Below are 21,980 nucleotides of genomic sequence, written 5' to 3' on the forward strand. Positions count from 1 at the left end.
GGCGACGGTGCCGGTCAGCCGCCGGTGGGCTGGGGGTGGGCGGCGAAGAACCGCCAGATCGTGTCGGTGGCGTTCAGCGCGGTGGAGGGGGGATCGAGGTTGAGCAGCTTCTCCGCCCGGGGCGGGTTGGGCCGTCCGCCGGGCCACTGGTGTCCCGCGTCGGCGACGGTGATCAGCTCGACGGCGCGACCCTGGGCACAGCTCGCCGTGGCCCGGGTGACCGGCCCGTCGGTGGTCACCGTCGGGGCGCCACAGGAGTCGACGGACCGCCAGCGGGCCGCCAGCTCGGGGGTGGGTGGGCCGTCGATCTTCACCGGGTTGCGGCCGGTGCCGCCGTTGTCGCGTCGGCCGGGGCCGCCGCCGTAGGGCATGGTCTGGTCCTGGCGGCCGTGGATGTGCAGCACCGAGACCGGTTTCGGGGCGGGGCACTGCCCGGTCAGGGTGCTGGCCACCGCGCCGATCGCGGCGAACGTCGTGGTGTCGCAGACCAGCTTGTACGCCAGCAGCCCGCCGTTGGAGATCCCGGTGACGTACCGGCGGGCCGGGTCGACCGGTAGTTCCCGGCCGACGGTGGCGACCAGTTCGGTGATGAAGGCGACGTCGTCGACGCCGTCCCGGGCGGGTGCGCCGCAGCACTGCGGGCCGACCGCCCAGGCCCGGTTCAGCCCGTCCGGGAACAGCACCAGGAAACCACCCCGGTCGGCCTGCCCCGTCCAGCCGTACGCCTGCTCGGCCTGCTCGCCGGTGCCGGCCGCGCCGTGCAGCATCACCACCAGGGGGACCGGCCTGGTGAGGTCGGCCGAGGCGGGCCGGTACAGCCGGTAGGTACGCTTCCGACCGTCCACCGTGAGGTCGTGGGTGGAGCTGCCGACGGGCATGTCCGGTGCCGGCCGGGCGTCGCCGGTGGCCGGGGCGCTGGCCGTCGGGTCGGATCCCGTGCCGACGGGCGCGGCGTCCCGGCGGTCGGGACTGCACCCGGCGGGTGCGGTCAGGGCGACGAGCAGGGCGAGCGTCCCCACGAGCCGGACCGCCGGCTGGCGACGACTCCGCCCGGCTTCATCACGAAATGCGGTAAAAGGCATCATAAATGTACTTTCGCCCGGGAATGTTCGAGGAACGTCAGGGACGCGCCAGGATTCGGCAAACGGGCACGGAGCACCCCGCCGGCAGGCCACGCGTCACGCCGGTCCCACGGGGAGGAGGTCGCCGGCCCGGCGACGGCGCTGTCACCGGGCCGACGACCCGAATCTCAGTAGCCGCCCCGGAGCCGGATCAGCTCCCAGCCGCCCTCGGGAACGTCGTCGTTCGGGTTGGCCCGCAGGTTCATCGGGTTGGCCATGCCCAGGTAGAGGGTGGCCCCCTCGGCGACCATGTTCCGGATGCCGTAGTTCAGGTAGTTGCCCAACCCGGTGTTGTCCACCGTCGTCGCCGGCTTCGTCGGCGACGGGAACGCGTACAGGTCACCGCCGTAGACCGCCTCGGGCAGGGCACTGGACCGCGACCCGGCCGCGTCCATCGGCGCCCGGGCCAGGTCGTCGGCCAGCGCCGGTGACAGGCCCAGCTCGGCGGCGGTCTCCTTGCCCAGCTGCTTGGCCAGGTAGCTCCAGTCCATCGTGCCGACGTAGAGCTTCCCGCCGGCCACCACCATCTTCCAGGTGTAGTTGTTGTACGGGTTGCCGAAACCGGGCGGCCCGAACTTCGGCGTCTGGTGCGTCGACTGCAACGCCCACGCCCCGGCCCCGCCGTTGGCCGCCGGGTCGAACGCGGGCAGCTCGGACGCGCCGTACAGCAGCTCGACCTTCTCGAAGTGGGAGCCGAAGTTACGTCCCCGGTAGATGCTGATCGACCGCTGGGTGTTCTGGATGGTGGCCTGGGCCGCCGTGTCGTCCGCCGGCGGGTACGTCGTCATGTGCAGGGTGGTCGCCTTCATCGGCACGTGCATGGTGCCCCAGTAGAGGAACCCGCCGTAGGAGGCCAGACCGCCCAGGGCGTAGGCGCGGGCGATCACCGGGTCCGGCTCGTAGGACGACGCGCTCCACACCTGCTGCCAGCCGTCGGCGTCCTCCGGGTTGAGCCCCGGCGCACCCGACGCCAGCGGCGGGCTCATCCAGACCGCGGCGATGCTCGTGGTCGGCGCGGCGGCACCGGCGGTCGGCCCGGCCAGTTCGGCGTCCGAACCCGGCCAGGTGGTGACGAAGAGCCGTCCCTGGTGGACGGTGAGGTCGGCGGCCTGCGCCGGCAGGTTCGCCACCACCGTGAAGGCGAACGGGTCGGACTTGCTCCCCGTCCACCGCAGCACGTTGCCGCGCTCACCGCCGTTGGCCCCGACGCCCACCCCGGCGTACAGCGCGTCACCGGCCACCGTGAAGTGCCGGATGTTGCCGTACATGGGGAAGTTGCGCGACCCGAGGAAGGCCCCGGTGTCGGTGTCGAAGGCGAACAGGTTGACGCTGGTGCCCAGCGCCGGGCCGCCCAGCAGCGCCACCCCGCCGAAGTTGCCGGCCGCCCGGATGCCGGCCGTGGTCTGCAACCGGTTGGCGTCGTCGGTGGAGGCCGCCTTCACCAGGTCGGTCTTCTCGGTCAGCTTGTTGGCGCGGGTGTCGTAGGTGTAGAGGCGCGGCTGGCGGTGGTCACCGAGGATCGCCGGCAGCTGCGGGTTGCGCTTGGCGACCTGGCTCTCGCCGTACTCGCAGACCCAGTCGTCGTTGACCGTCGGCGTGGTGTTACGCAACGCCCGGCCGCTGGTCAGACAGTTGACGTTCGCTCCGGTGCCGAACCACAGCGTCTTGCCGACCCGGGTCATCCCCCACAGGTACGCCTGGTTGACCTTGGCCTGGCCGGTGGCGCACGGCGGGCCGGCCGGATACGGCAGGCCGATCCCGGCGAAACACTCGTCCGGCTGGGCCTTGGCGAGCAGTTGCGGGCTGCCCTGGTGCGTGCCGGCCACGCTGGCCGCGTCGGCGGCGTCGAGCGGCACGCCGAGCGCCGCCGAGGGAACCGCCAACACCGACCCGAGTCCGAGTACGGCGACGACGGTCGACAACCGTCGCGCGGAGATCCGGAGTGGATTCACCAACTATCTCTCTTTCCGAAGGAAGGCGGACACCCGTCCCGGGCCCCGCCGATGGCCGGACCCGGGACGGGTAGGGACACACAGGGACCGTTCAGACGGCGGCGGGCAGCTTCCGGGGCGCCGGGGCGACCACCCGCGGCGCCATCCGCTCGGCCCATCCGGACGGATCGGGAAAGTCCAGGAACGTGCCGAGACCGGTCAACTCGGCCACCGGGTCGGCGACCAGGTCCTCGTACGACATCCGCAGCAGGTGCGTCGGGGGCACGTCCCGCAGTGCCTGGTCGGCCTGGCTGCTCATGAACGCGCACAGCCCGAGGTAGCGGCGCAGGTCCTGGCCGCGCTCGCGCAGCGCGTCGGGGGTCAGCCGGTCCGGCAGGTACGGCTGGAGGGCCTCCGGCACCGCCTGGTCGTCCTCGATCCGGAACGGGTCCAGGCCGCACTTGCCGAGGAACTCCACCCGCAACTGCAGGAGCTGGAACGACGAGTGCCGGCTCATCGACCGGGCGGTGTCCTCCCAGCTGCGGGTCAGGTAGACGATCTTGCAGTCCGGAAAGCCCCGCAGCAGGTAGGGCGCCACGTGGCTGGAGCCGCCCGACCGTTCCACCCACCGGGTCTTGCCGGTCAGCACGGCGAGCAGGTCGAGGAAGTCGCGGTGGTGCCGGGACACGGACTGGTCGGGGAACTGCGGAACCCGCTCGGCGAGCTGGTCGAACAGCGCGTCCGGATCGGCGGTGAGCTTCGACAGGGTGATCGCCAGGATCCGGGGCAGCTCGGTCAGCCGGTCGGCCCAGCGGCCCGTCGCCGGGTAGCGGACCTCCTTCGGCGGCAACCCGATCCGGAACAGGGTGGCCAGTTCCGCCTTGGGGCTGGCCAGCACCCCCCAGTACTCGGCGCCGCTGATCACCTCGGCGCTGCGGGCCCACGGCGCCACCGACATGAAGAACTCCTGGGCACTCAGGGTGCCCGGCTCCTCGTGGATCAGGTCGGACAACAGCGTGGATCCGCACCGGCCGTTGCTGATGATGATCGACCGGCCGGTGATCGGGGTGTCCATCGGAAGACCTCCTGCGTGTCGCGTCGTCATGCGGTGGTGGGTTGGGAGACGTCGAGCGAGCAGTCCTCGGCGAGCCAGGTGAAGACCAACCGGCGGATCTCCTCCGGACGGTCGATCAGCACCGAGTGTTTCTGGTCGGGCAGGACCGCGACCCGGGTCTGCGGCAGCAGCCCGCGTACCGCCGGGGCCAGCTCCACCACCGCCGAGTCGCCGCCGTAGAGGCAGAGCACCGGGCAGCCGATCGCGGCCAACGCCTCGGTGGTCGGCAGCGGACTCGCCGGCAGCTCCTGCGCCAGGCTGGTGTCGGTCAGCATACGACCGGTGTCGGCGGCCCGTTGGGCTGCGACGCGCCCTCGGCGGGCACCGATCTCGGTGACCGTCTCCGCCCGGGGCAGCCGGGCGGCGACCCGGGCGAGGCGCTGACGCACCCGGCCCATCCACTCCGGCGTCGGCGGGGCGGACTCCACGGTCACGATGCCGGCCACCCGGTCCGGGTGCCGGGCGGCGAAACCGAACGCGATGGTCCCGCCGAACGAGTTGCCCAGCAGCAGCAGCGGGCCGCTGACGTCCAGCGCCGCCAGCAGCGCCGCCAGGTCGTCGACGAAGTCGTCCAGGGCGTACCCGGTGGCCGGGCGCTCGCTGCGCCCGTGACCGCGCAGGTCGTACAGGACGGTCGGGAAACCGGCCCGGGACAGCGGCTCGGCCAGGGTGAAGTACCAGCTCGCCATGGTGTCCGAGGCCATCCCGTGGATCAGCACGGCGGTCGGCGTCGGCCCGGTCCGGCCGTCGACGGCCGGACCGGGGGGATCGAGCCGCTGCGTGTGCAGGGTGATCCCGTTCGCCCGGACCATGGTCACCGGCTGCCCGCCCCGACCTCGTCGGCCTGCTCCAGCGACTCGGCGATGTGCGCCACGAGCTGCCCGACCTTGAGCTCGCGGACGGTCTCCAGGTCCAGCTTGGCGACGAAGTGGGCGAAGTTGACCGTGTCGCCGTAGCGGGACTGGAGCCGCCCGGCGAGCGCGATCACGTCGATGCTCTCCATCCCCAGGTCGGCGGAGAACGAGGTGTCCATCGTGACCACCTGGTCGTCCGCGAAGTCACCCAGCACGGCGTGGATCATCTCGGTGAGTTCGGCGAGGATGGTGTCCTGGGCCGCAGGCATGGTCGTTGCTCCTTCTGTTGCTGCTGATCGGATGGGCGGGAGTGCGGTGTGCGCCGGGTGCCGGTTCACGGCCGGGAGACCCCGGGCGGAGTGCTGGGCGTCGGCTCCGGCCCCCAGGTCCAGGCGACCACGTACCGGCGCGGCGGCAGGTCCTCGGGGTTGGCCACGTCCCGGCAGCCGACCCGGTACGTCCGTCCACCGACCTCGACGGTCAACCCGGCCTCGGTGGCCGAGGAGACCCGGAACCGGCGGGGCGAGCCGTCGAGCCCGGTGCCCTCGGCCTTGGCGACCGCCTCCTTCGCGGCCCAGAACCGGGTGAACCACAGCCGCCGGGCGTCGGCGTCCTGACCGGCCAGGGAGGACAGCAGGGTCAGCTCGGTGGGGGTGAGCGCGAACGTGAAGGTGCTCTCCGGGTGGTCGGTGACCTCCGCGACGTCGATGCCGACGCCGGGGCTGCCGGCCGTCACACCGGCCGGCCGCCGCCGGGCGATCGCCACGCCGATCTCCGCGCAGTGCGCCAGCGAGACGTCGCAGTCACCGAGTCCACGGCCGGGCCGCCCGCGTACCCACGGCCGCCCGTCCGGGTCGTTGCCGACGGTCAGCTCGATCGGGTAGATGTCGGTGTGGCCGTCCTCCCACAGCCGGGCGCGTACCGCGTCCTTCGCCGCGATCCGGCCCAGCATCCACTGCTTGCGGGTCTTCGCCGGCTGCCGTTCGAACTCCGCGTAGCCGGCGCCGCCGAGGATGCCCCGGGCCGCCATGCCCCGGGTGACCAGGTCGGTCCAGCAGTCGAAGGCCATCGTCCAGCCCTCGGGCTGCAACAGCGACATCGGGTGCCGTTCCGGGAACCGCTCCGCCACCCGGGCCTGGGGGTGACTGTCGAACCGGCGGTCCACCGCCCCCTCGATCTCCGACCACACCCGACCCTGGTAGCTGAGCTGGGTGTCGGCGACGAGCTTGCCGTCGTCGATGAGGCGGACCCGGGCGACGCACTCGAACGCCCGGCCGGCCGGGGGCGGCGGCCCGTAGAACCGCACCTGACCGAGCCCCACCGGCAACGCCACCGTCCGGAACGGCTGGGTGGTGATCAACCAGTTGCCGATGAGCTGGAGCGCGTTGTCCAGCAGCGCCCCGGGCGGCACCGGCGCGGTGACCACGCCACGGACGTGCATGTCGCCCAGGGCGTGCACCTCGGTGACGCCCTGGAACTGCGGGCCGTGGAACATCAGCCGCTCCGCGTACATCTCGGCGGCGCCGAGGGTGGGCGGTCGCTCGGTGGCCGGGTCGTGGGTCCAGACCGGCGGCGGCGTCGGGTACCCGGTGCCGACCTCGATGGTCGCCCGCGCGTACCCGGCGAAGACGACCGCGTACCTGTTCGGGCCGGCGGTCCGGACCACGATCTCCACGTCGGTGGCCGGTTCGGCGATCAGCCACTTGTTGAACTTGGCGTCGTGCACGGCCACCACCGGGACGCCGGGCACCAGCTGCTCCACCGCCTCCATCATGTGCGCGACCAGTGCCGTCGCCGGCACCACCGGCCACCGGTCCTCCGGGTCCGGCCAGTCGTCGGGCTGGACGAAGAAGCAGTGGTCCAGCAGGTACGGCATGGTCTCCAGGGAGATCCGCCGGGTGATCCGCCCGACCTCCGTACCGGCCCCGGCGGCCACCGGGCGGGTCGCGGCCGGCGTCACGGGCCGCTGCGTCACCGGCGCGGCGGTCGCGACGGCGGGCGGCCGTGCGGCCGGCGTGACGGGCGGTCCCGCGACGGTGGGGGGTGCGGTCCGGGTCGGCGTCGCGGTGCCGTTGCCACCGGTCGCCAGCGGCGCGGCCGGCGGACGGTTGCGGGTGTTCTCCCGCAGCAGGGCGGCGAACTCCGCCGCCGCGCTGGACTCGCCCGCGAGGCCCTGCAACGCGTCCAGCGCGGTGCCGGGCCGGGCCGGGTCGCCCTGCCCACCAGGCCGTCCGGCCGCCTGCACGACCGGCACCGGCCGGGCGGCAGGTGGCGGCGCGGCGGGTGGCGGCGGCGCGGCGGGTGGCGGCGGCGCGGCGGCCGGTCGGGTGGCGGCCGGTCGGGTGGCGGCCGGTGGCGCGGCGGCCGGCGGCGGCGGCGGGGCCGCTCCGTTCGTCGTCGTCCCGTTCGTCGGTGCCGTCCCGGTCGACCGGGCCGCTCCGTTCGTCGGGGCCGTCCCGTTCGTCGGCGCTCCGTTCGGCGGCGGCGTTCCGTCCGTCGTCGTGGTCACGCCGAGCAGTCCGGCCGCGTCCGCACCGAGGCGGACCAGCGGCCCGCCGAGGTCGAGCTTGATGCGGGGGCCACGCCGGCCGGTGCCGGGCTTCGCCGGGCCGGTGGCGGTGGGCGTTGCCGGGGCCGGGGCGCCGGTCGTGGCCGTCACCGGGGGACGAGCCGTGGTGTCCAGCGCCGACAGGTCCGGCGTGCCGCCCTCCACCCACAGCGCGGTGGCGACCCGGCGGAGCTGGTTCAGCCCGCTGCGGTGCGCGGTGTTCACCGGCATCGCGAGGTGGTCACGCCCGCGCAGGTTGTCGCCGATCAGCGAGGCGAGCTGCCCGGCACCGACCTGGAGGAACACCCGGAACCCGGCGTCGTACATCGCCTCGACGGTCTGCCGGAACCAGACCGGCTCCATCATGTGCCGGACGAAGATCCGGTTGACCGACTCCTCGTCGGCGGGGAACGGCGCGTGCAGGGTCGCCGACCAGACCGGCATCCGGGTCGGGTGCACCTCCCAGCGACCCAGGGCGGCACCGATCGAGGTGAGCCCGTCGGCGAAGGCGGGGGTGTGGAACGCCGACCGGAACGGCAGCTTCTGGCACAGGATGTTGCGGGTGCGCAACGCCTCCACCAGCAGGTCCACCTGCGACTCCGGGCCGTTGACCACCGACTGCGCCGGGGCGTTGTCGTGCGAGAGGACCACCCCGGGGTAGTCGCCGAGCAGCGGCGTCACCCGGTCCGCGCCGGCCCCGACGGCGGCGAAGACGTAGCCGGAGACCTCCACCGAGTCGGCGTTGAACAGGTCGAGGAACTCGTCCATCGCGGCGGTGCTGACCTGGCCGCTGACCGCGGCGGCGGTCCACTCGCCGATGCTGTGCCCGGCGACCGCGTCGGGGCGTACCCGGATCCGGGCCAGTGCCTCGTCGAGCAGCTTGCCCACCTCGATCAGACCGGCGCCGTGCCGGCCCAGGTCGGTGGCGGACCACTCCCGGTCGGGCAGTCCGAAGTGGGCGGCCAGGTCGGCGGTACGCGGGGAGAACTCCGCCTCCAGGCCGGGGAAGACGAAGGCGAGCTTGCCCGCCCCCGGGCCGAGCAGCGGCCGGGGGCTGAACCAGATGTCCCGCCCACCCCGCCACGCCTGCCCCCGCTCGACCGACTTGCGGGCCACCGCGAGCAGCTTGTCCGTGGGGTTGACGATGCCCAGCCGGGCCGACCCGGGGGAGTCCCCGCCGGAACGGGCGGCCAGCTCGACGCCGAGCCGGCGTACCTCGTGGTCGTCGCGGGCCAGCAGGCCGGCGAGCCCGGTCGGGTCCGCCGCGGCCAGCCAGAGCACCTGGTCCGGCTCGTCGACCACGACGCGGCCGGCGGCCGGGGCGGTCGGCGCGACCACCGGCTCGCCCACCGACACGGGGGCCTGCTCGATGATCAGGTGGGCGTTGATCCCGCCGAAGCCGAACGCGTTGACCCCGGCCCGGCGCGGACCGTCGCTCTCCCACGGCTGAGCGGTGGCGATCGGGGCGAACCGGGTCGCCGCCATCTCCTTGCGCGGCGTCTCGCAGTGCAGGGTGGGCGGGAGCACCCCCCGGTGCACCGCGAGCGCGGCCTTGATCAGGCCGGCCACCCCGGCCGCCGGCATGGTGTGCCCGATCATCGACTTCACCGAGCCGATCACCGGGCGGGGGCCACCGGCGTACGGGCCGAACACCTCGGCCACCGTGGTCAGCTCGGCGGCGTCCCCGGTCGGGGTGCCGGTGCCGTGCGCCTCCAGCAGCCCCAGCGCGTCGGGTGCGGTCGGGTCGAGCCCGGCGGACTCCCAGGCCCGCCGGATCGCCAGCACCTGGCCGGAGACCGCCGGGTTGAACATGCTGGCCGACTTGCCGTCGCTGGACACCCCGCTGCCCCGGATCACCGCGTAGACCCGGTCGCCGTCGCGCACCGCGTCGGCGTACCGCTTGAGCACCACCACGCCGGTGCCCTCGCCGATCAGCAGCCCGTCGGCGGCGGCGTCGAACGGTCGGATCTCGCCCTGCCGGGACAGCGCCCGGAGCTGGTTGAACACCGACCAGAAGCTGATGTCGTGCACGTGGTGCACGCCACCGGCGAGCACCGCGTCCAAGCGTCCGCTGACCAGCTCGGTGATGCCCTGGTCCACGGCGATCAACGAGGAGGCGCAGGCGGCGTCGATGGTGTACGCCGGACCGCGCAGGTCGAGCCGGTTGGCCACCCGGGAGGCGGCCAGGTTGGGCACCAGGCCGATCGTCCCCTCCGGCTGGTACGGCCCGAGCCGCTCGTCGAACTTCTTGCGTAGCAGCTCCAGCCGGGCCGGGTCGACGTCGGGGATCAGCTCCCGCAGGATGCTGACGACCTGGCTGGACATCCGTACCCGCTGGGCGTAACGGGCCTGGGCGGGGCTGAGGATGCCGCCCCGGCCGAGGATCACGCCGATCCGGTCGCGGGCCGGCAGCCGGTCGCCGCCGCCCGCGTCCTCGATGGCCGCGGCGGCCACCTCCAGCGTGATCAGCTGGTCCGGTTCGATGTCCCCGACGGAGGCGGGCATCACCCCGAAGCGCAGCGGCTCGAAGGTGGCGTACTCGTCGACGAACCCGCCGCGCCGGCAGTACATCCGGTCCGCCCGGTGGGACTGCTCCGGGTCGTAGAACTCCTCGTCCCAGCGGTGCGCGGGGACGTCGGTGATCGCGTCGACCCCGCCGATCAGGTTGCGCCAGTAGCTTTCCAGGTCACCGGCGGAGGGCATCAGGGCGGCCATCCCGACGATCGCGATCTGGCCGGGCGCAGCGGCGCCGTTGTTCATCGGTTCCTCCGACGGACGGGGCGGGTGGGAGCGGGGCGGCACATCGACGCGCTCACCAGCCCGAGGCGGTGTAGACGACCGAGGTGACCGAGGCGTCGGCCCAGGCCAGCTCGCGCAGCAGGGCCAGCGCGCCCTCCTCCGGGTCGATCAGGCCGATGCCGCGCCGGGCGTACTCCCGGCTCAACTCGGCGGTGACCATGCCGCCGTGGCCGACACCCGGAGCCCACGGCCCCCAGTGCACGGTCACGCAGCGCACCCCGGTCCGGGCCGCGTAGCGGGTGCCGATGGCGTCCAGGGCGTCGTTGGCCGCCGCGTAGTCGGCCTGGCCCCGGTTGCCGTAGGCGGCGGCGATGCTGCCGAAGAAGACCAGGAAGCGCGGCGTGGTGGGCAGCGCGTCGAGACCGGCCAGCAGCCCCCGCGCGCCGTCGACCTTGGTGTCGAAGACCCGGGTGAACGAGGCCGGGTCCTTCTCGGCGATCAGCTTGTCCTCGATGATCCCGGCCGCGTAGACCACCCCGTCGAGGCGGCCGTACTCGGCGTGGATGTCGGCCAGCAACCGCCGGGTCGCCTCCGCGTCCCGGACGTCCAGGGTGTGGTAGCGGACCTCGCCGCCCAGCTCGGTCAGCTCGGCGATGGTCGCGGTCACCTCCCGGGCCGCCAGGATGCGCTGCGCGGTCCGGGAGATCTCGGCCGGCGAGGACGCGCCGCGGCGGGCCAGCACACCGACCAGCGCGGCGCGGTCACCGGCGGCCGCCAGCTCCGGGTCCTCCGGGGCGGTCGGCAACGGGGTACGGCCGACCAGCTCGATGCGGCATCCGGTGGCCGAGGCGAGCGCCCGGGCGAACCACGGGGTGATGCCCCGCGCCCCGCCGACGAGCACCACCACGGAGTCGCGTTCCAGGCCGATCGCGGCCGCCTCGGACACCCCGTCGCCGGCCGGGCCGGCACCTCCGGCGGCCAGCGCGCCCAGCTCGACCGGGATCAGGTCGGCGACGTACCGGTCGGTGCCGCGCCGGGTGACCACCGGGGCGTCGGAGGCGGTGAGCAGTTCGTCGAGGAGCTGCCGGGCGAGCACCTCGGGCGTCGCCGTCGGGTCCACCGCCACGAAGCGCGCGGTCAGCTCCGGGTACTCGCGGGCGATGGTGCGGAACAGGCCGGGCATGCCGTCGGCCGCCCCGGTGACGTCCCGCGCCCCGGCGGCGAACAGCCAGCGCGGCCCGGTGGCCAGCGCCCGCTGCAACAGCGGGAACACGTCGGGCAGCAGCGGCTCGTCGAGGTTGGTCAGCCCGTCGAGCACCAGCACCCCGTCGAAGCCCTGGTCGGCCTGCTCGCTGTCGAGCACGCCGAGCTGGCCGCCGGCGCCGTGCGCGCCGAGCAGCTCGGCCAGGTACGCCCCGACCGGGCCACCTCCGGTGATCAGGAAACGCATGCCGGCGAGCGCGGTCGGCGGGGTGCTCTGCCCGGCGTCGACGCTCTCCTGGGCGACCAGCCGCTTCGGTGCGATCCCCACCCCGACCCCGGCGGGCGCCGGGGCCGGAGCGGGGGCCGGGGCGGGGGTGGTGGGGACGGCGGCCGGCGCGGCGACGGCCGCCGTCGTGGTGAGGGTGGCGGTGACCGTGCCGCTCATCTTCTGGTCGAGCCAGGTGACCATGGCGCGGACGGTGCGGGCCTTGACGAGGTCTTCGAGTTCGCTCTCGTCGCCTTCGACGCTGAGGGAGAGGCGTTGGGCGACCTCGCCGGCGACCTCGGCGCGTTTGATGGAGTCGATGGAGAGGTCGGCTTCGAGGTCGAGGTCGAGTTCGATGAGGTCGACCGGGTAGCCGGTGCGCTCGCTGAGCACGGTGAGGATCGACTGCTGGAACTCCGCCAGGCTGGTGCCGGCGGGCGCGGTCGCCACCGCGGAGACGGCTGCGGCCGGCGCTGCGGCGGGGGCGGCGGGCGCTGCGGCGGGCGCGGCGGGCGCTGCGGCGGGCGCGGCCGGGAGCGCCGGGGCGGCCGTGGCGGCCGACACGTGGACGCTGCCGCTCATCTTCTGGTCGAGCCAGGTGACCATGGCGCGGACGGTGCGGGCCTTGACGAGGTCTTCGAGTTCGCTCTCGTCGCCTTCGACGCTGAGGGAGAGGCGTTGGGCGACCTCGCCGGCGACCTCGGCGCGTTTGATGGAGTCGATGGAGAGGTCGGCTTCGAGGTCGAGGTCGGGCTCGATGAGGTCGACGGGGTAGCCGGTGCGCTCGCTGAGGACGGCGAGGATCGCCTGCTGGAAGTCGGCGGCGGTCACGTCGACCTGGTCGCCGGAGGGGAGCGCGGCGGTGAGGGTGGCGGTCGCGGTGACCGTGCCGCTCATCTTCTGGTCGAGCCAGGTGACCATGGCGCGGACGGTGCGGGCCTTGACGAGGTCTTCGAGTTCGCTCTCGTCGCCTTCGACGCTGAGGGAGAGGCGTTGGGCGACCTCGCCGGCGACCTCGGCGCGTTTGATGGAGTCGATGGAGAGGTCGGCTTCGAGGTCGAGGTCGAGTTCGATGAGGTCGACCGGGTAGCCGGTGCGCTCGCTGAGCACTGCGAGGATCGCCTGCTGGAAGTCGGCGAGCCCCGGCCCGGCCGGAGCGGGCGCGGCCACCGGGGAGGCGACGGCGATCGGGGCGGGGGCCGCGACGACGGTGGCGACCGCAGAGGAGACCGGCCGGACCTCCGGGGCGACCGGCGTCGGCCGGGTGACCGGCGGCGCCGGTGCGGTGGCCACCGCCGTGCCGCCGTTCGTCGCCGCCATGGTGGGCATCGACGTCGGGGCCGGCGGCGGGGCGACGGCGGGCCGCGCGGGCGGGGCGACGGCGGGCCGGGGGGCGGGCGCGGCGACCGGGGTGGGGGTCGGCGCCGGACCGGTGGGCAGTGCCGCGTAGCCCTCGACCCGGTGGGACTCGGTCGGCTGCGGGGGTGGCGGGTTCCCGGGGCCGCCCGGGTCGCCGAGGAAGGCGAGCATCACGTCCCGCTGGGTGGCGATCATCTCCCGGGTCGTGCGCAGGTACTCGCTGAGCAGCTCGCTCCGGATGTCCCGGACGGCCGCCGGCTCGCTGACGGTGACGGTCCGGACCTCCCGGACGGTCACCGTTTCGGGGACGCTGACGGTGCCGGTGGCGGTGCCGGGGGTGGTGGCGGTGCCGTTGGCGGGGGTCATCGACAACTCCTTGATCCGTCGGGGTGGGGTCATGCCACCGGGAAGACAGTTGCCGTGCTGGTCCCGGACGAGTTGGCCGTCGACCGTCCAGAGCGGACGACGGGTCGGTGCGGTGGTGTCGGCGTCGTCAGTCGTGCGGCCGTGGAACAGCCAGTCGGGGCGGACCGGGACGCCGGCGCAGGCGAGTTCGGCGACCGAGATCAGGAAGCCGCGCAGCCCGTCGGCGGGGCCGCGTTCGCAGGTGACCGTCTGGTGCGGCCGGTCACCGAGGACCGCCTGCACCAGTCGGCTCAACACCTGACCGGGGCCGACCTCGACGAAGAGGCGGGCACCGGCGGCGTACATCGCCTCGACCTGCTCGACGAAGCGCACCGGTGCGCCGATCTGCTCGGCGAGGTGGTGGCGGACCTGGTCGGCGTCACCGGAGTACGGTGCGGCGGTCAGGTTCGACCAGACCGGGATGCGCGGTTCGGCGATTGACCGGGCGGCGAGCACCTCGGCGAAGGTCTCCACCGCGCCGGCCACCACCGGGCTGTGGAAGGCGCAGGCCACCGGGATGGCCCGGGCGGACAGGCCGGCCTCCTTGAGCGCGACCACCGCCGCCCGCACCTTGCCGGTCGGGCCGGAGACCACCACCTGCTGCGGCGCGTTGCGGTTGGCCAGCACCACCTCGCTGGTCAGGCCGGCGGCGGCGAGCACCTGGGCGACCTGTTCGGCGGTGGCGTTGACCGCCGCCATGGTGCCCGGGTCCTCGCCGCAGGCGCCGAGGATGGCCGCCGCCCGTTCCCGGCTCAGGTCGAGCAGGGTGGCCGCGTCGAACGCCCCGGCCACGCAGAGACCGACGAGTTCGCCGTAGCTGTGGCCGGCGGTCATGTCGGGTCGGACCCCGAGCCGGCGCAGCAGGTGGTCCATGGCGAGGCCGCCGATGCCGAGCACCGGCTGGGCGATCCGGGTGTCGCGTACCCGGTCCTCCTGGGCGCGTCGGGAGTCCTGGTCGAAGGCGGTCGGCGGGAAGAGCAACTCCGCCGCCGACCGGTCGAGTTCGAGATAGTGCCGCAGCTCGGGGAAGGCGACGAAGAGCTCGCCCAGGGCACCGGGACGCTGACTGCCCTGCCCGGGGAAGAGGAAGGCCACCTGACCGGGGCCGACCGGCTCCCCCTCGGCCGGCTGGACCAGCCCGCGCGCCGGGTCGTGTTCGCCGGCCAGGGCACGGCGCAGCAGGATCTCCAGTTCGGCCAGGTCCCGGGCGACCACCGCGACCTGGGTCGGGCCGGGCCGGCTGGCGGCCTTGGCGGCGACCGACGCGGCGAGCGCGGCGAGCCGCCCCGGCCGGTCCCGACCCGGGTCGCCGGCCAGGCTCTCCAGCAGCTGCCGGATCGGCTGGTGGGCGGCGGCCCGGTCGGTTCCCCGGAAGCAGAACAGCTCCGCCGGCCAGATCCGTTGCGCGTGCCGGGGTTCCGGCGCGTTCGGGTAGGCGCTGAGCACGACGTGGAAGTTGGTGCCGCCGAAGCCGAAGGCGCTGACCCCGGCGATCCGCTCACCGGCCGGCGCCGGCCAGGGGCGGGCCTCGGTGAAGAACGCGAACGGGCTCTGCTGCGGGTGCCAGGCCGGGTTGGGCCGCTCCAGGTGGATGGTGGGCGGCCGGACGCCGTGGTAGAGGGCGAGCGTCGCCTTGATCAGCCCGGCCAGCCCGGCGGCGCACTTGGTGTGCCCGATCTGGGACTTCACCGAGCCCAGTGCGCAGCCGCCCGGTTCGGCGCCGGCCTCGACGAACATCCGGGTCAGCGTCTCCAGTTCGGTGCGGTCACCGACGACGGTGCCGGTGCCGTGCGCCTCCACCAGGCCCACCTCACGCGGCGAGATGCCGCTGCGGTGGTAGGCCCGGTCCAGCGCCCGCCGCTGGCCGTCGGGGCGCGGCGCGGTCAGGCCGAGGGCCCGCCCGTCGCTGGCCCCGCCGAGCCCCTTGATCACGCCGTAGATCCGGTCGCCGTCGCGTTCGGCGTCGGCCAACCGCTTGAGGACGACGCACGCGACGCCCTCGCCGAGGGCGATCCCGTCACCGGTGCTGTCGAAGGGGCGGGACCGGCCGGTGGGGGAGAGCGCGTGCGCCGAGGTGAACATCAGGTAGTCGTTGACCCCGTTGTGCAGGTCGGCACCGCCGCAGATCATCAGGTCGCTGTCGCCGCTGACCAGTTCCTTGCAGGCGGCGTCCATCGCGGCCAGGGAGGAGGCGCAGGCCGCGTCGATGGTGTAGTTGGGTCCGCCCAGGTCGAGCCGGTTGGCGACCCGGCCGGCGATCACGTTGGCCAGCACGCCGGGGAAGCTGTCCTCGGTGACCGTGGGCAGCAGCTCCTGCATCTGGTCGGGCACTTCGCCGAGGTAGGCCGGCAGCATGGTGCGCAGGGTCTGGGCGTGCCCCATGTCGCTGCCCGCCTCCGCGCCGAACACCACCCCGGTGCGGGCGTGGTCGGCACCCGGGGCGTCGTAGGCGTAGCCGGCGTCGACCAACGCCCGGTGGGAGACCTCCAGGGCGAGCAGCTGGGTGGGGTCGATGCTGCTCAGCGCGGCCGGCGGGATGCCGTAGCCGATGGCGTCGAAGGGCACCGGCTCGATGAACCCGCCCCACTTGGAGACGCTGATCCGGCCGGTCTGCCCCGGCCCGACCTCGGGGGCGTAGTAGTGGTCGGTGTCCCACCGGTCGGCGGGGACCTCGGTGACGGTGTCCGTGCCGCTGAGCACGGTACGCCAGAAGCTGTCCAGATCGGGGGAGCCGGGCAGCATGCAGGCCATCCCGACGATGGCGATGTCCAGTGGCGCGACCGGTTGTTCGACCTCGCCGGCCGACGGCGCGAGCCGCTCCCGCAGCGCGTCGAGCCGGCCGGCGTGGAACCCCCGTACCTCGGTGGTGACCGTGTCGTGCAGCTCGGCGACGGTGGTGGCGGCGTTGCGCAGCACCGCGACCTGGCCGGCCATGAACAGCCCCTCGCTGGCCTGGACGCTCTCGTCCACGGCCTCGACGACGTCGCCGGAGCGGCGCAGCCCCTTGCTGGCGATCCGGAGCCGGCCGACGTTGAGCAGTTCCAGCTGCTCCCACACCTCGCGGTTCTCCGCCCCGGCGTTCTCCAGCTGGGTGCGCAGCCGGTGGAAGTCGTCGACGAAGGGGGTGTGCAGGCAGCGGGTGGCGTGGCCGGGGGCGGTCTCCAGCAGCGCGGTGTGCTCGGCGGTGAGGGCCTCACGCTGGAACAGCGGCTGGACCGCGCCGTGCGCCACCGCCTCGGCGGTGAACAGGTAGGCGGTGCCCATCAGCACGCCGATCCGGGCGCCCCGACGGGCCAGTGGCGCGGCCATCGTGGCGACCATCGCCGCCGACCGGGCGTCGTGCACCCCGCCGGCGAAGAAGACCTGGAGCTGCGCTCCGGCGGCGGGATCGGTGTCCAGGTACTCGTCGAGCACCGCCAGTTGGGCCTCCCACAGCGGGAAGCTCGCCCGGGGGCCGACGTGTCCGCCGCACTCGGCGCCCTCGAAGATGAACTTGCGGGCACCGGAGCGGAGGAACTGCCGCAGCAGGCCGGGGGAGGGCACGTGCAGGAACGTGCTGATCCCCTGCTCCTCCAGGGCACGGGCCTGCGGTGGCCGGCCTCCGGCGATGATGGCGCAGGCGGGGCGGATCTCCCGGATCACGTCGAGCTGTGCGGCCCGCAGCTCCTCGGGGGCGAAGCCGAGCACCCCGACCCCCCAGGGGCGGTCACCGAGCCGGGTGGCGGTCTCGGTCATGATCCGGCGGCACTGGTCGGCCGAGTTGAGCGCGAGCGCGATGAACGGCAGCGCGCCGCCGTCGGCGACGGCGGCGGCGAAGGACGCCTCGTCACTGACCCGGGTCATCGGACCCTGGGCCACCGGCACCCGCACCCCGAGGGCCGCCGCGAGGGCGGCGCCGGGCTGGAGCAGTTCGGCGGCGTCCGCGTCGTCGACGACGTCGAGCATCGCCGCGCGCATGCCCCGGACGGCGGTGGCGGTGTCCGGCCAACGGTCGGCGAAGGCGGCCGCCAGCCAGCCGTCCTGGCCGACGGGCAGCAGCTCGACGTCGGCCTGGTGCGGGCCGCCCCGACGGATGCCCCGCGTCCCGTCGCGCAGCACGGTCTCCGAGCCGTCCATCCGTCGGATCACCGCCTGCACGTCCGCCGGCAGCTCCGACTCGGGCATCAGGGCGAGCTGGGTGTCCAGGACGACGCCGGCCGCGCCGCCGACCAGGCAGGCGCCGGCGGTACGCGGGCCGATCCCGCCGGCCACCCAGACCGGCAGGTCGAGGGTCTCGTCGGCGACGAGCTGCTGGAGCAGGACGAACGAGCTGAGTTCGCCGACCCGGCCGCCGGCCTCCATGCCGCGGGCGATCAGCCCGTGTGCCCCGGCTGCCGCGGCGGCCCGCGCCTCGTCCCGGCTGGTCACCTCGACCAGCACCCGGTGGTGCGCGGTGATCTCGGCCAGTGGCCAGGGGCTGGTCGGTTCGACCACGACCAGCTCCAGGGGGCCGGCCGCCGCGTGCCGCACCTCGGCGAGGGTGGCCCGGCAGCCCGCCGGCACCCGTACCCCGACCGGGGTCGGGGACCACTGCGCGGCTCGGGTGAGCGCCCGCAACGCCCAGTCGTCGCCGGTGGCCAGGTCGATGACGCCGACCCCGCCGCCGGTGGCGGCGGCCGCGGTGATCCGTGGGCCGGGTTCCAGGATGCCGACGGGATTGACGACAAGGATCAGGTCACGCGTGTACGGTGCGCTACTCATCGGGCTCCCACTTCGGTCGCGAAGGATCGCGTGGTGACGGGGGGGATTTGCCGGTGGGGCACCGGCGATGCGGTGGTGATTTGCGGCAGTCAATGTCGCGGTGAGTCACAATCTAGCGTCGCCCAGTTACGCCCCGGTTAAATCCAACGATCTTCGCGGTTCGGCTGAAGATTTCCTACCAAGGCTAGCGGATATGCCGCCGGGGTTACCAGGCGAAATGGTCGTCGATGCGCCCACGGTGTCACCGAATCGTGCCACCGTGGGTTGTCGGTCCATTTGCAGATTTATTTCCAAACTGTTTTCTGGCGACCGGAGAGTCCCTGGTGGCAGAGATCAACTCGTCTCGCGTCCCAGTATGTGGAACAGGTCTTGCCATAGATTGCGGTGAACATCAAAGATCCGTATCGGCATTGATGCCGGCATTCCCTATCGATTAGATATGGCATTCGTGAGGCGAGGTGGATTGACTTCGATCATCAAGTTGCCTGGTAGGTCGGGGGTCGGTCGCTCGCTCCGTCCTTGCCTCACCCACCGTCACTGACCACGACGGCCGGTCTCGGGCGGGGCGAACCTTCCCTTGGTGCTGTGCTGAGCTGCGTGCTGGGCTGGTCGGACGCCGCTGTCGTCGACGGCCGACACCCGCACTTAACGAACGTTTCATGCACTGTCTGTCGCGCTGTCGAACGAGTCGGCCCGAGCGATCTGCGTGCTGATTTCCCCGGCAGTGCCCACCCCTGCACCGCCCCGACCAGCCGGAATGTCCATCACTGCCACGGTGGTGCGACCCGGCGCGGGGCCACCTTCCCCATTCACCTTCCGGATCGGCGGTTATTGTGCGTAGCCTGCTTCTTCTCGCCCTCGTCGGCCTCGGTGCACAACTGGTCGATGGCAGTCTCGGGATGGCGTACGGTGTGACATCCACAACACTTTTGTTGGCCCTGAACACGGGGGCCGCGAGCGCTTCGGCAACAGTTCACCTGGCTGAGATCGGCACCACCCTGGTGTCGGGCGCCGCGCACTGGCGGTTCGGCAACGTCGACTGGACGGTGGTCCGCCGGGTCGGTGTACCGGGGGCCGTGGGCGCGTTCGCCGGGGCGACCTTCCTGTCCCGCCTCTCCACCGAGACCGCAGCCCCGATCATGTCGCTGATCCTGCTCACCCTCGGGCTGTACGTGCTCATCCGGTTCACCGTCGCGGGGCTGCCCCGCGAGCGCGTCGGGCTGCCCCTGCGCAAGCGCTTCCTCGGCCCGCTGGGCCTGGTCGCCGGCTTCGTCGACGCCACCGGCGGAGGCGGTTGGGGGCCGGTCGGCACCCCCGCGATCCTGGCCAGCGGCCGGTTGGAACCCCGCCGGGTGATCGGTTCCATCGACACCAGCGAGTTCCTGGTGGCGGTCGCGGCCAGCCTGGGGTTCCTGGTCGGCATCGGCTCGGCGAACATCAACTTCGGTTGGGTGGGCGCGTTGCTGCTCGGCGGCATGATCGCCGCGCCGATCGCCGCCTGGCTGGTGAGGCTGCTCCCGCCCCGGGTGCTCGGCTCCGCCGTCGGTGGGGTCATCGTGCTGACCAACGTCCGGACCCTGCTGCGCAGCGACTGGATCGACGCCCCGGACGCCGTCCGCTATGCCTGCTACCTGATCCTCGCGGTGCTCTGGGTGGCGGCGGTGACCTGGTCGGTGCGTCAGCACCTGGCCGATCGGCAGGCCGCGCCGGTCGCCGTCGGACCGGAGACCGGCGCCGGGGAACCCGCCACCACGTCGAGCTGACCGGGCTGCCGGCGGCTCCCGGACCCCCGGGCACCCGACCCCGGGCAGGTCGCGGAGCCGCCGGTCGCCGTCCCACCCCCGCCGGGTACGGACTGCCGGGTGCCGGGTGCCGGGTGCTCTACGATCCTTCCCGGCGGCGACGCGGCGCCGCAGCGGGGAGGGGCCGACGGATGAAGCTGATGCGGGTGGGTCCGCCCGGCGCGGAACGGCCGGTGCTGCACGCGGACGGCAGGCACTACGACCTGTCCGCGCTCACCCCGGACATCGACGGCGACTTCTTCGCCTCCGGCGGCCCGGACCGGGTCCGGGCCGCGCGGAACCTGCCGGAGGTGGACATCACCGGCCTGCGGATCGGCCCGCCGGTGGCCCGGCCCGGCGTGGTCCTCTGCGTGGGGCAGAACTACGCCGCGCACGCCGCCGAGTCCGGGGTCGCCCCGCCCGAAACCCCGATCGTCTTCTACAAGGCCCCCAACACCGTCGTCGGCCCGTACGACGAGGTGCTGGTGCCGCGGGGCGCGACCGCCACCGACTGGGAGGTCGAGCTGGCCGTGGTCATCGGCCGGCGGGCCCGCTACCTGGAGTCGCCGGCACAGAGCCCGGCCCACGTCGCCGGCTACCTGACCGCCAACGACGTGTCCGAGCGCGACTTCCAGTTGCGTGACTCCGGCGGTCAGTGGTCCAAGGGGAAGTCCTGCGAGACCTTCCAGCCGCTCGGCCCGTGGCTGGTCACCCCGGACGAGATCGCCGACGTGCAGGACCTCGGGCTGCGCTCCTGGGTCAACGGCGAGCCGCGGCAGGACTCGCGGACCGGGGACATGGTCTTCGACGTGGCGTACCTGATCTGGCACCTGTCGCAGTACATGGTGCTCGACCCCGGCGACGTGATCAACACCGGTACGCCGCAGGGGGTCGCCCTCTCCGGCCGGTTCCCCTACCTGCGGCCCGGTGACGTGGTGGAGGTCGAGGTGGACGGTCTGGGCCGGCAGCGGGTCACCATGGCGGCGGCCTGACCGGCGGCGGGAGGACCGCCGTCGGTGTCGCGGGCGGCCCGGTACCGTCCGGCCGGACGGCGATCGCGGCCCGCCGGCCGGGCGGCACCGCCGTCGGGGCGGATCAGCGCACCAGCCGGAGGCCGGACATGCCGCCGTCGACAGCCAGCGCGGTGCCGGTGGTCGCCCCGGACGACGGGGAGGCGAGGAACGCGACCGCTTGGGCGACCTCGTCGGCGGTGACCAGCCGGCCGGTGGGCTGGCGGGCGGCGAGCCGACGCTTCTCCGCGGCCGGATCCGCGGCCCCGGCGAGCAGCCGGGTCACCCACGGGGTGTCCACCGTGCCCGGTGCCACCGTGCACACCCGGATGCCGTCGGCCACCAGGTCGGCGGCCATGGCCAGGCTGAGCGCGTGCACTGCGCCCTTGGTGGCGGAGTAGACCGCCCGGTCGACCAGGCCCGCCGTCGCCGCGATCGAGGTGATGCTGACGATGGCCGCGCTGGCCGAGCGGCGCAGGTGGGGCAGGGCGGCCCGGCAGGCCCGCGCCACCCCGACGACGTTGACGTCCAGGCAGCGGTGCCACTCGGCGTCGTCGGCGGTCTGCACCGTCCCGACGGCGCTGACCGCCGCGCAGTTCACCAGCACGTCGAGACCGCCCAGGGTCGCGGCGACCCGGTCCATGGTCTCCTCCAGGGGACCGGTGACGTCGGCGGTCAGCCGCAGGTGCGGCCCGCCGGCACCCGGGTCGCGGTCGAGCACGGCGACCCGCGCCCCGCGCCCGGCCAGCAGGTCGGCGACCGCCGCGCCGATGCCCGAGCCACCACCGGTGACCGCGGCCACCAGACCGTGGAAGTCCGTCATCTCGACACCTCGTACCCGCGGGCGGCGGGGAGCGGAGGACGTCGCACCCGCGTCGAGCGCCCACCGGTGCCGGTACGCCGCGCCGAT

The 21,980-nt window shown here is 73.8% G+C and carries 10 protein-coding genes; 2 read left to right on the forward strand and 8 right to left on the reverse strand.

Features of this window, described 5'->3' with window-relative positions; genetic code table 11:
- Window positions 1-14: 14 nt before the first annotated feature.
- From O7612_RS12915 to O7612_RS12945, 7 genes are all read right to left on the reverse strand, one after another.
- Window positions 15-1,019, reverse strand: a complete 1,005-nt coding sequence (locus tag O7612_RS12915; protein ID WP_282273433.1) for a PHB depolymerase family esterase — start codon at window positions 1,017-1,019, stop codon at window positions 15-17.
- A gap of 230 nt (window positions 1,020-1,249) precedes the next feature.
- Window positions 1,250-3,073 carry a hypothetical protein gene (locus tag O7612_RS12920; RefSeq protein WP_282273893.1) on the reverse strand — a complete coding sequence of 608 codons (1,824 nt, stop codon included), beginning with the start codon at window positions 3,071-3,073 and terminating at the stop codon, window positions 1,250-1,252.
- A gap of 91 nt (window positions 3,074-3,164) precedes the next feature.
- A complete protein-coding gene (locus O7612_RS12925) occupies window positions 3,165-4,127 on the reverse strand; it encodes a sulfotransferase domain-containing protein (RefSeq protein ID WP_282273435.1) in 963 nt (320 codons plus the stop codon).
- Between the two features lie 26 nt (window positions 4,128-4,153).
- Window positions 4,154-4,978, reverse strand: coding sequence for an alpha/beta hydrolase (locus tag O7612_RS12930; RefSeq protein ID WP_282273894.1), 825 nt, complete (start codon window positions 4,976-4,978; stop codon window positions 4,154-4,156).
- Window positions 4,979-4,980: 2 nt separating this feature from the next.
- The gene (locus O7612_RS12935) at window positions 4,981-5,289 is read right to left on the reverse strand and encodes an acyl carrier protein (RefSeq protein ID WP_282273436.1); all 309 of its coding nucleotides are present in this window, start codon (window positions 5,287-5,289) and stop codon (window positions 4,981-4,983) included.
- A gap of 65 nt (window positions 5,290-5,354) precedes the next feature.
- On the reverse strand, window positions 5,355-10,328 hold the full coding sequence (locus tag O7612_RS12940; protein ID WP_282273438.1) for a type I polyketide synthase: 4,974 nt from the start codon (window positions 10,326-10,328) through the stop codon (window positions 5,355-5,357).
- Between the two features lie 52 nt (window positions 10,329-10,380).
- On the reverse strand, window positions 10,381-18,279 hold the full coding sequence (locus tag O7612_RS12945; protein WP_282273441.1) for a type I polyketide synthase: 7,899 nt from the start codon (window positions 18,277-18,279) through the stop codon (window positions 10,381-10,383).
- A gap of 833 nt (window positions 18,280-19,112) precedes the next feature.
- Between O7612_RS12945 and O7612_RS12950 the strand changes: the two genes are divergently transcribed.
- Both O7612_RS12950 and O7612_RS12955 read left to right on the forward strand, forming a co-directional pair.
- Window positions 19,113-20,042, forward strand: coding sequence for a sulfite exporter TauE/SafE family protein (locus tag O7612_RS12950; protein WP_282273442.1), 930 nt, complete (start codon window positions 19,113-19,115; stop codon window positions 20,040-20,042).
- A 170-nt stretch (window positions 20,043-20,212) separates the two neighbouring features.
- The gene (locus O7612_RS12955) at window positions 20,213-21,052 is read left to right on the forward strand and encodes a fumarylacetoacetate hydrolase family protein (RefSeq protein WP_282273443.1); all 840 of its coding nucleotides are present in this window, start codon (window positions 20,213-20,215) and stop codon (window positions 21,050-21,052) included.
- 103 nt (window positions 21,053-21,155) lie between these two features.
- Here O7612_RS12955 and O7612_RS12960 read toward each other — a convergent pair whose 3' ends face one another.
- Window positions 21,156-21,893 (reverse strand): SDR family oxidoreductase, encoded by a 738-nt coding sequence (locus O7612_RS12960; protein ID WP_282273445.1) that lies wholly within the window; start codon window positions 21,891-21,893, stop codon window positions 21,156-21,158.
- Window positions 21,894-21,980 lie beyond the last annotated feature (87 nt).

Origin of the sequence: Micromonospora sp. WMMD987 (assembly GCF_029581435.1) — a bacterium.
Classification (GTDB): Bacteria; Actinomycetota; Actinomycetes; order Mycobacteriales; family Micromonosporaceae; genus Micromonospora; species Micromonospora rifamycinica.

Coding starts and splice junctions, on each gene's coding strand:
- O7612_RS12925 (WP_282273435.1), bottom strand. CDS start 4,127: ATGGACACCCCGATCACCGGCCGGTCGATCATCATCAGCAACGGCCGG.
- O7612_RS12940 (WP_282273438.1), bottom strand. CDS start 10,328: ATGAACAACGGCGCCGCTGCGCCCGGCCAGATCGCGATCGTCGGGATG.
- O7612_RS12955 (WP_282273443.1), top strand. CDS start 20,213: ATGAAGCTGATGCGGGTGGGTCCGCCCGGCGCGGAACGGCCGGTGCTG.
- O7612_RS12930 (WP_282273894.1), bottom strand. CDS start 4,978: ATGGTCCGGGCGAACGGGATCACCCTGCACACGCAGCGGCTCGATCCC.
- O7612_RS12945 (WP_282273441.1), bottom strand. CDS start 18,279: ATGAGTAGCGCACCGTACACGCGTGACCTGATCCTTGTCGTCAATCCC.
- O7612_RS12935 (WP_282273436.1), bottom strand. CDS start 5,289: ATGCCTGCGGCCCAGGACACCATCCTCGCCGAACTCACCGAGATGATC.
- O7612_RS12960 (WP_282273445.1), bottom strand. CDS start 21,893: ATGACGGACTTCCACGGTCTGGTGGCCGCGGTCACCGGTGGTGGCTCG.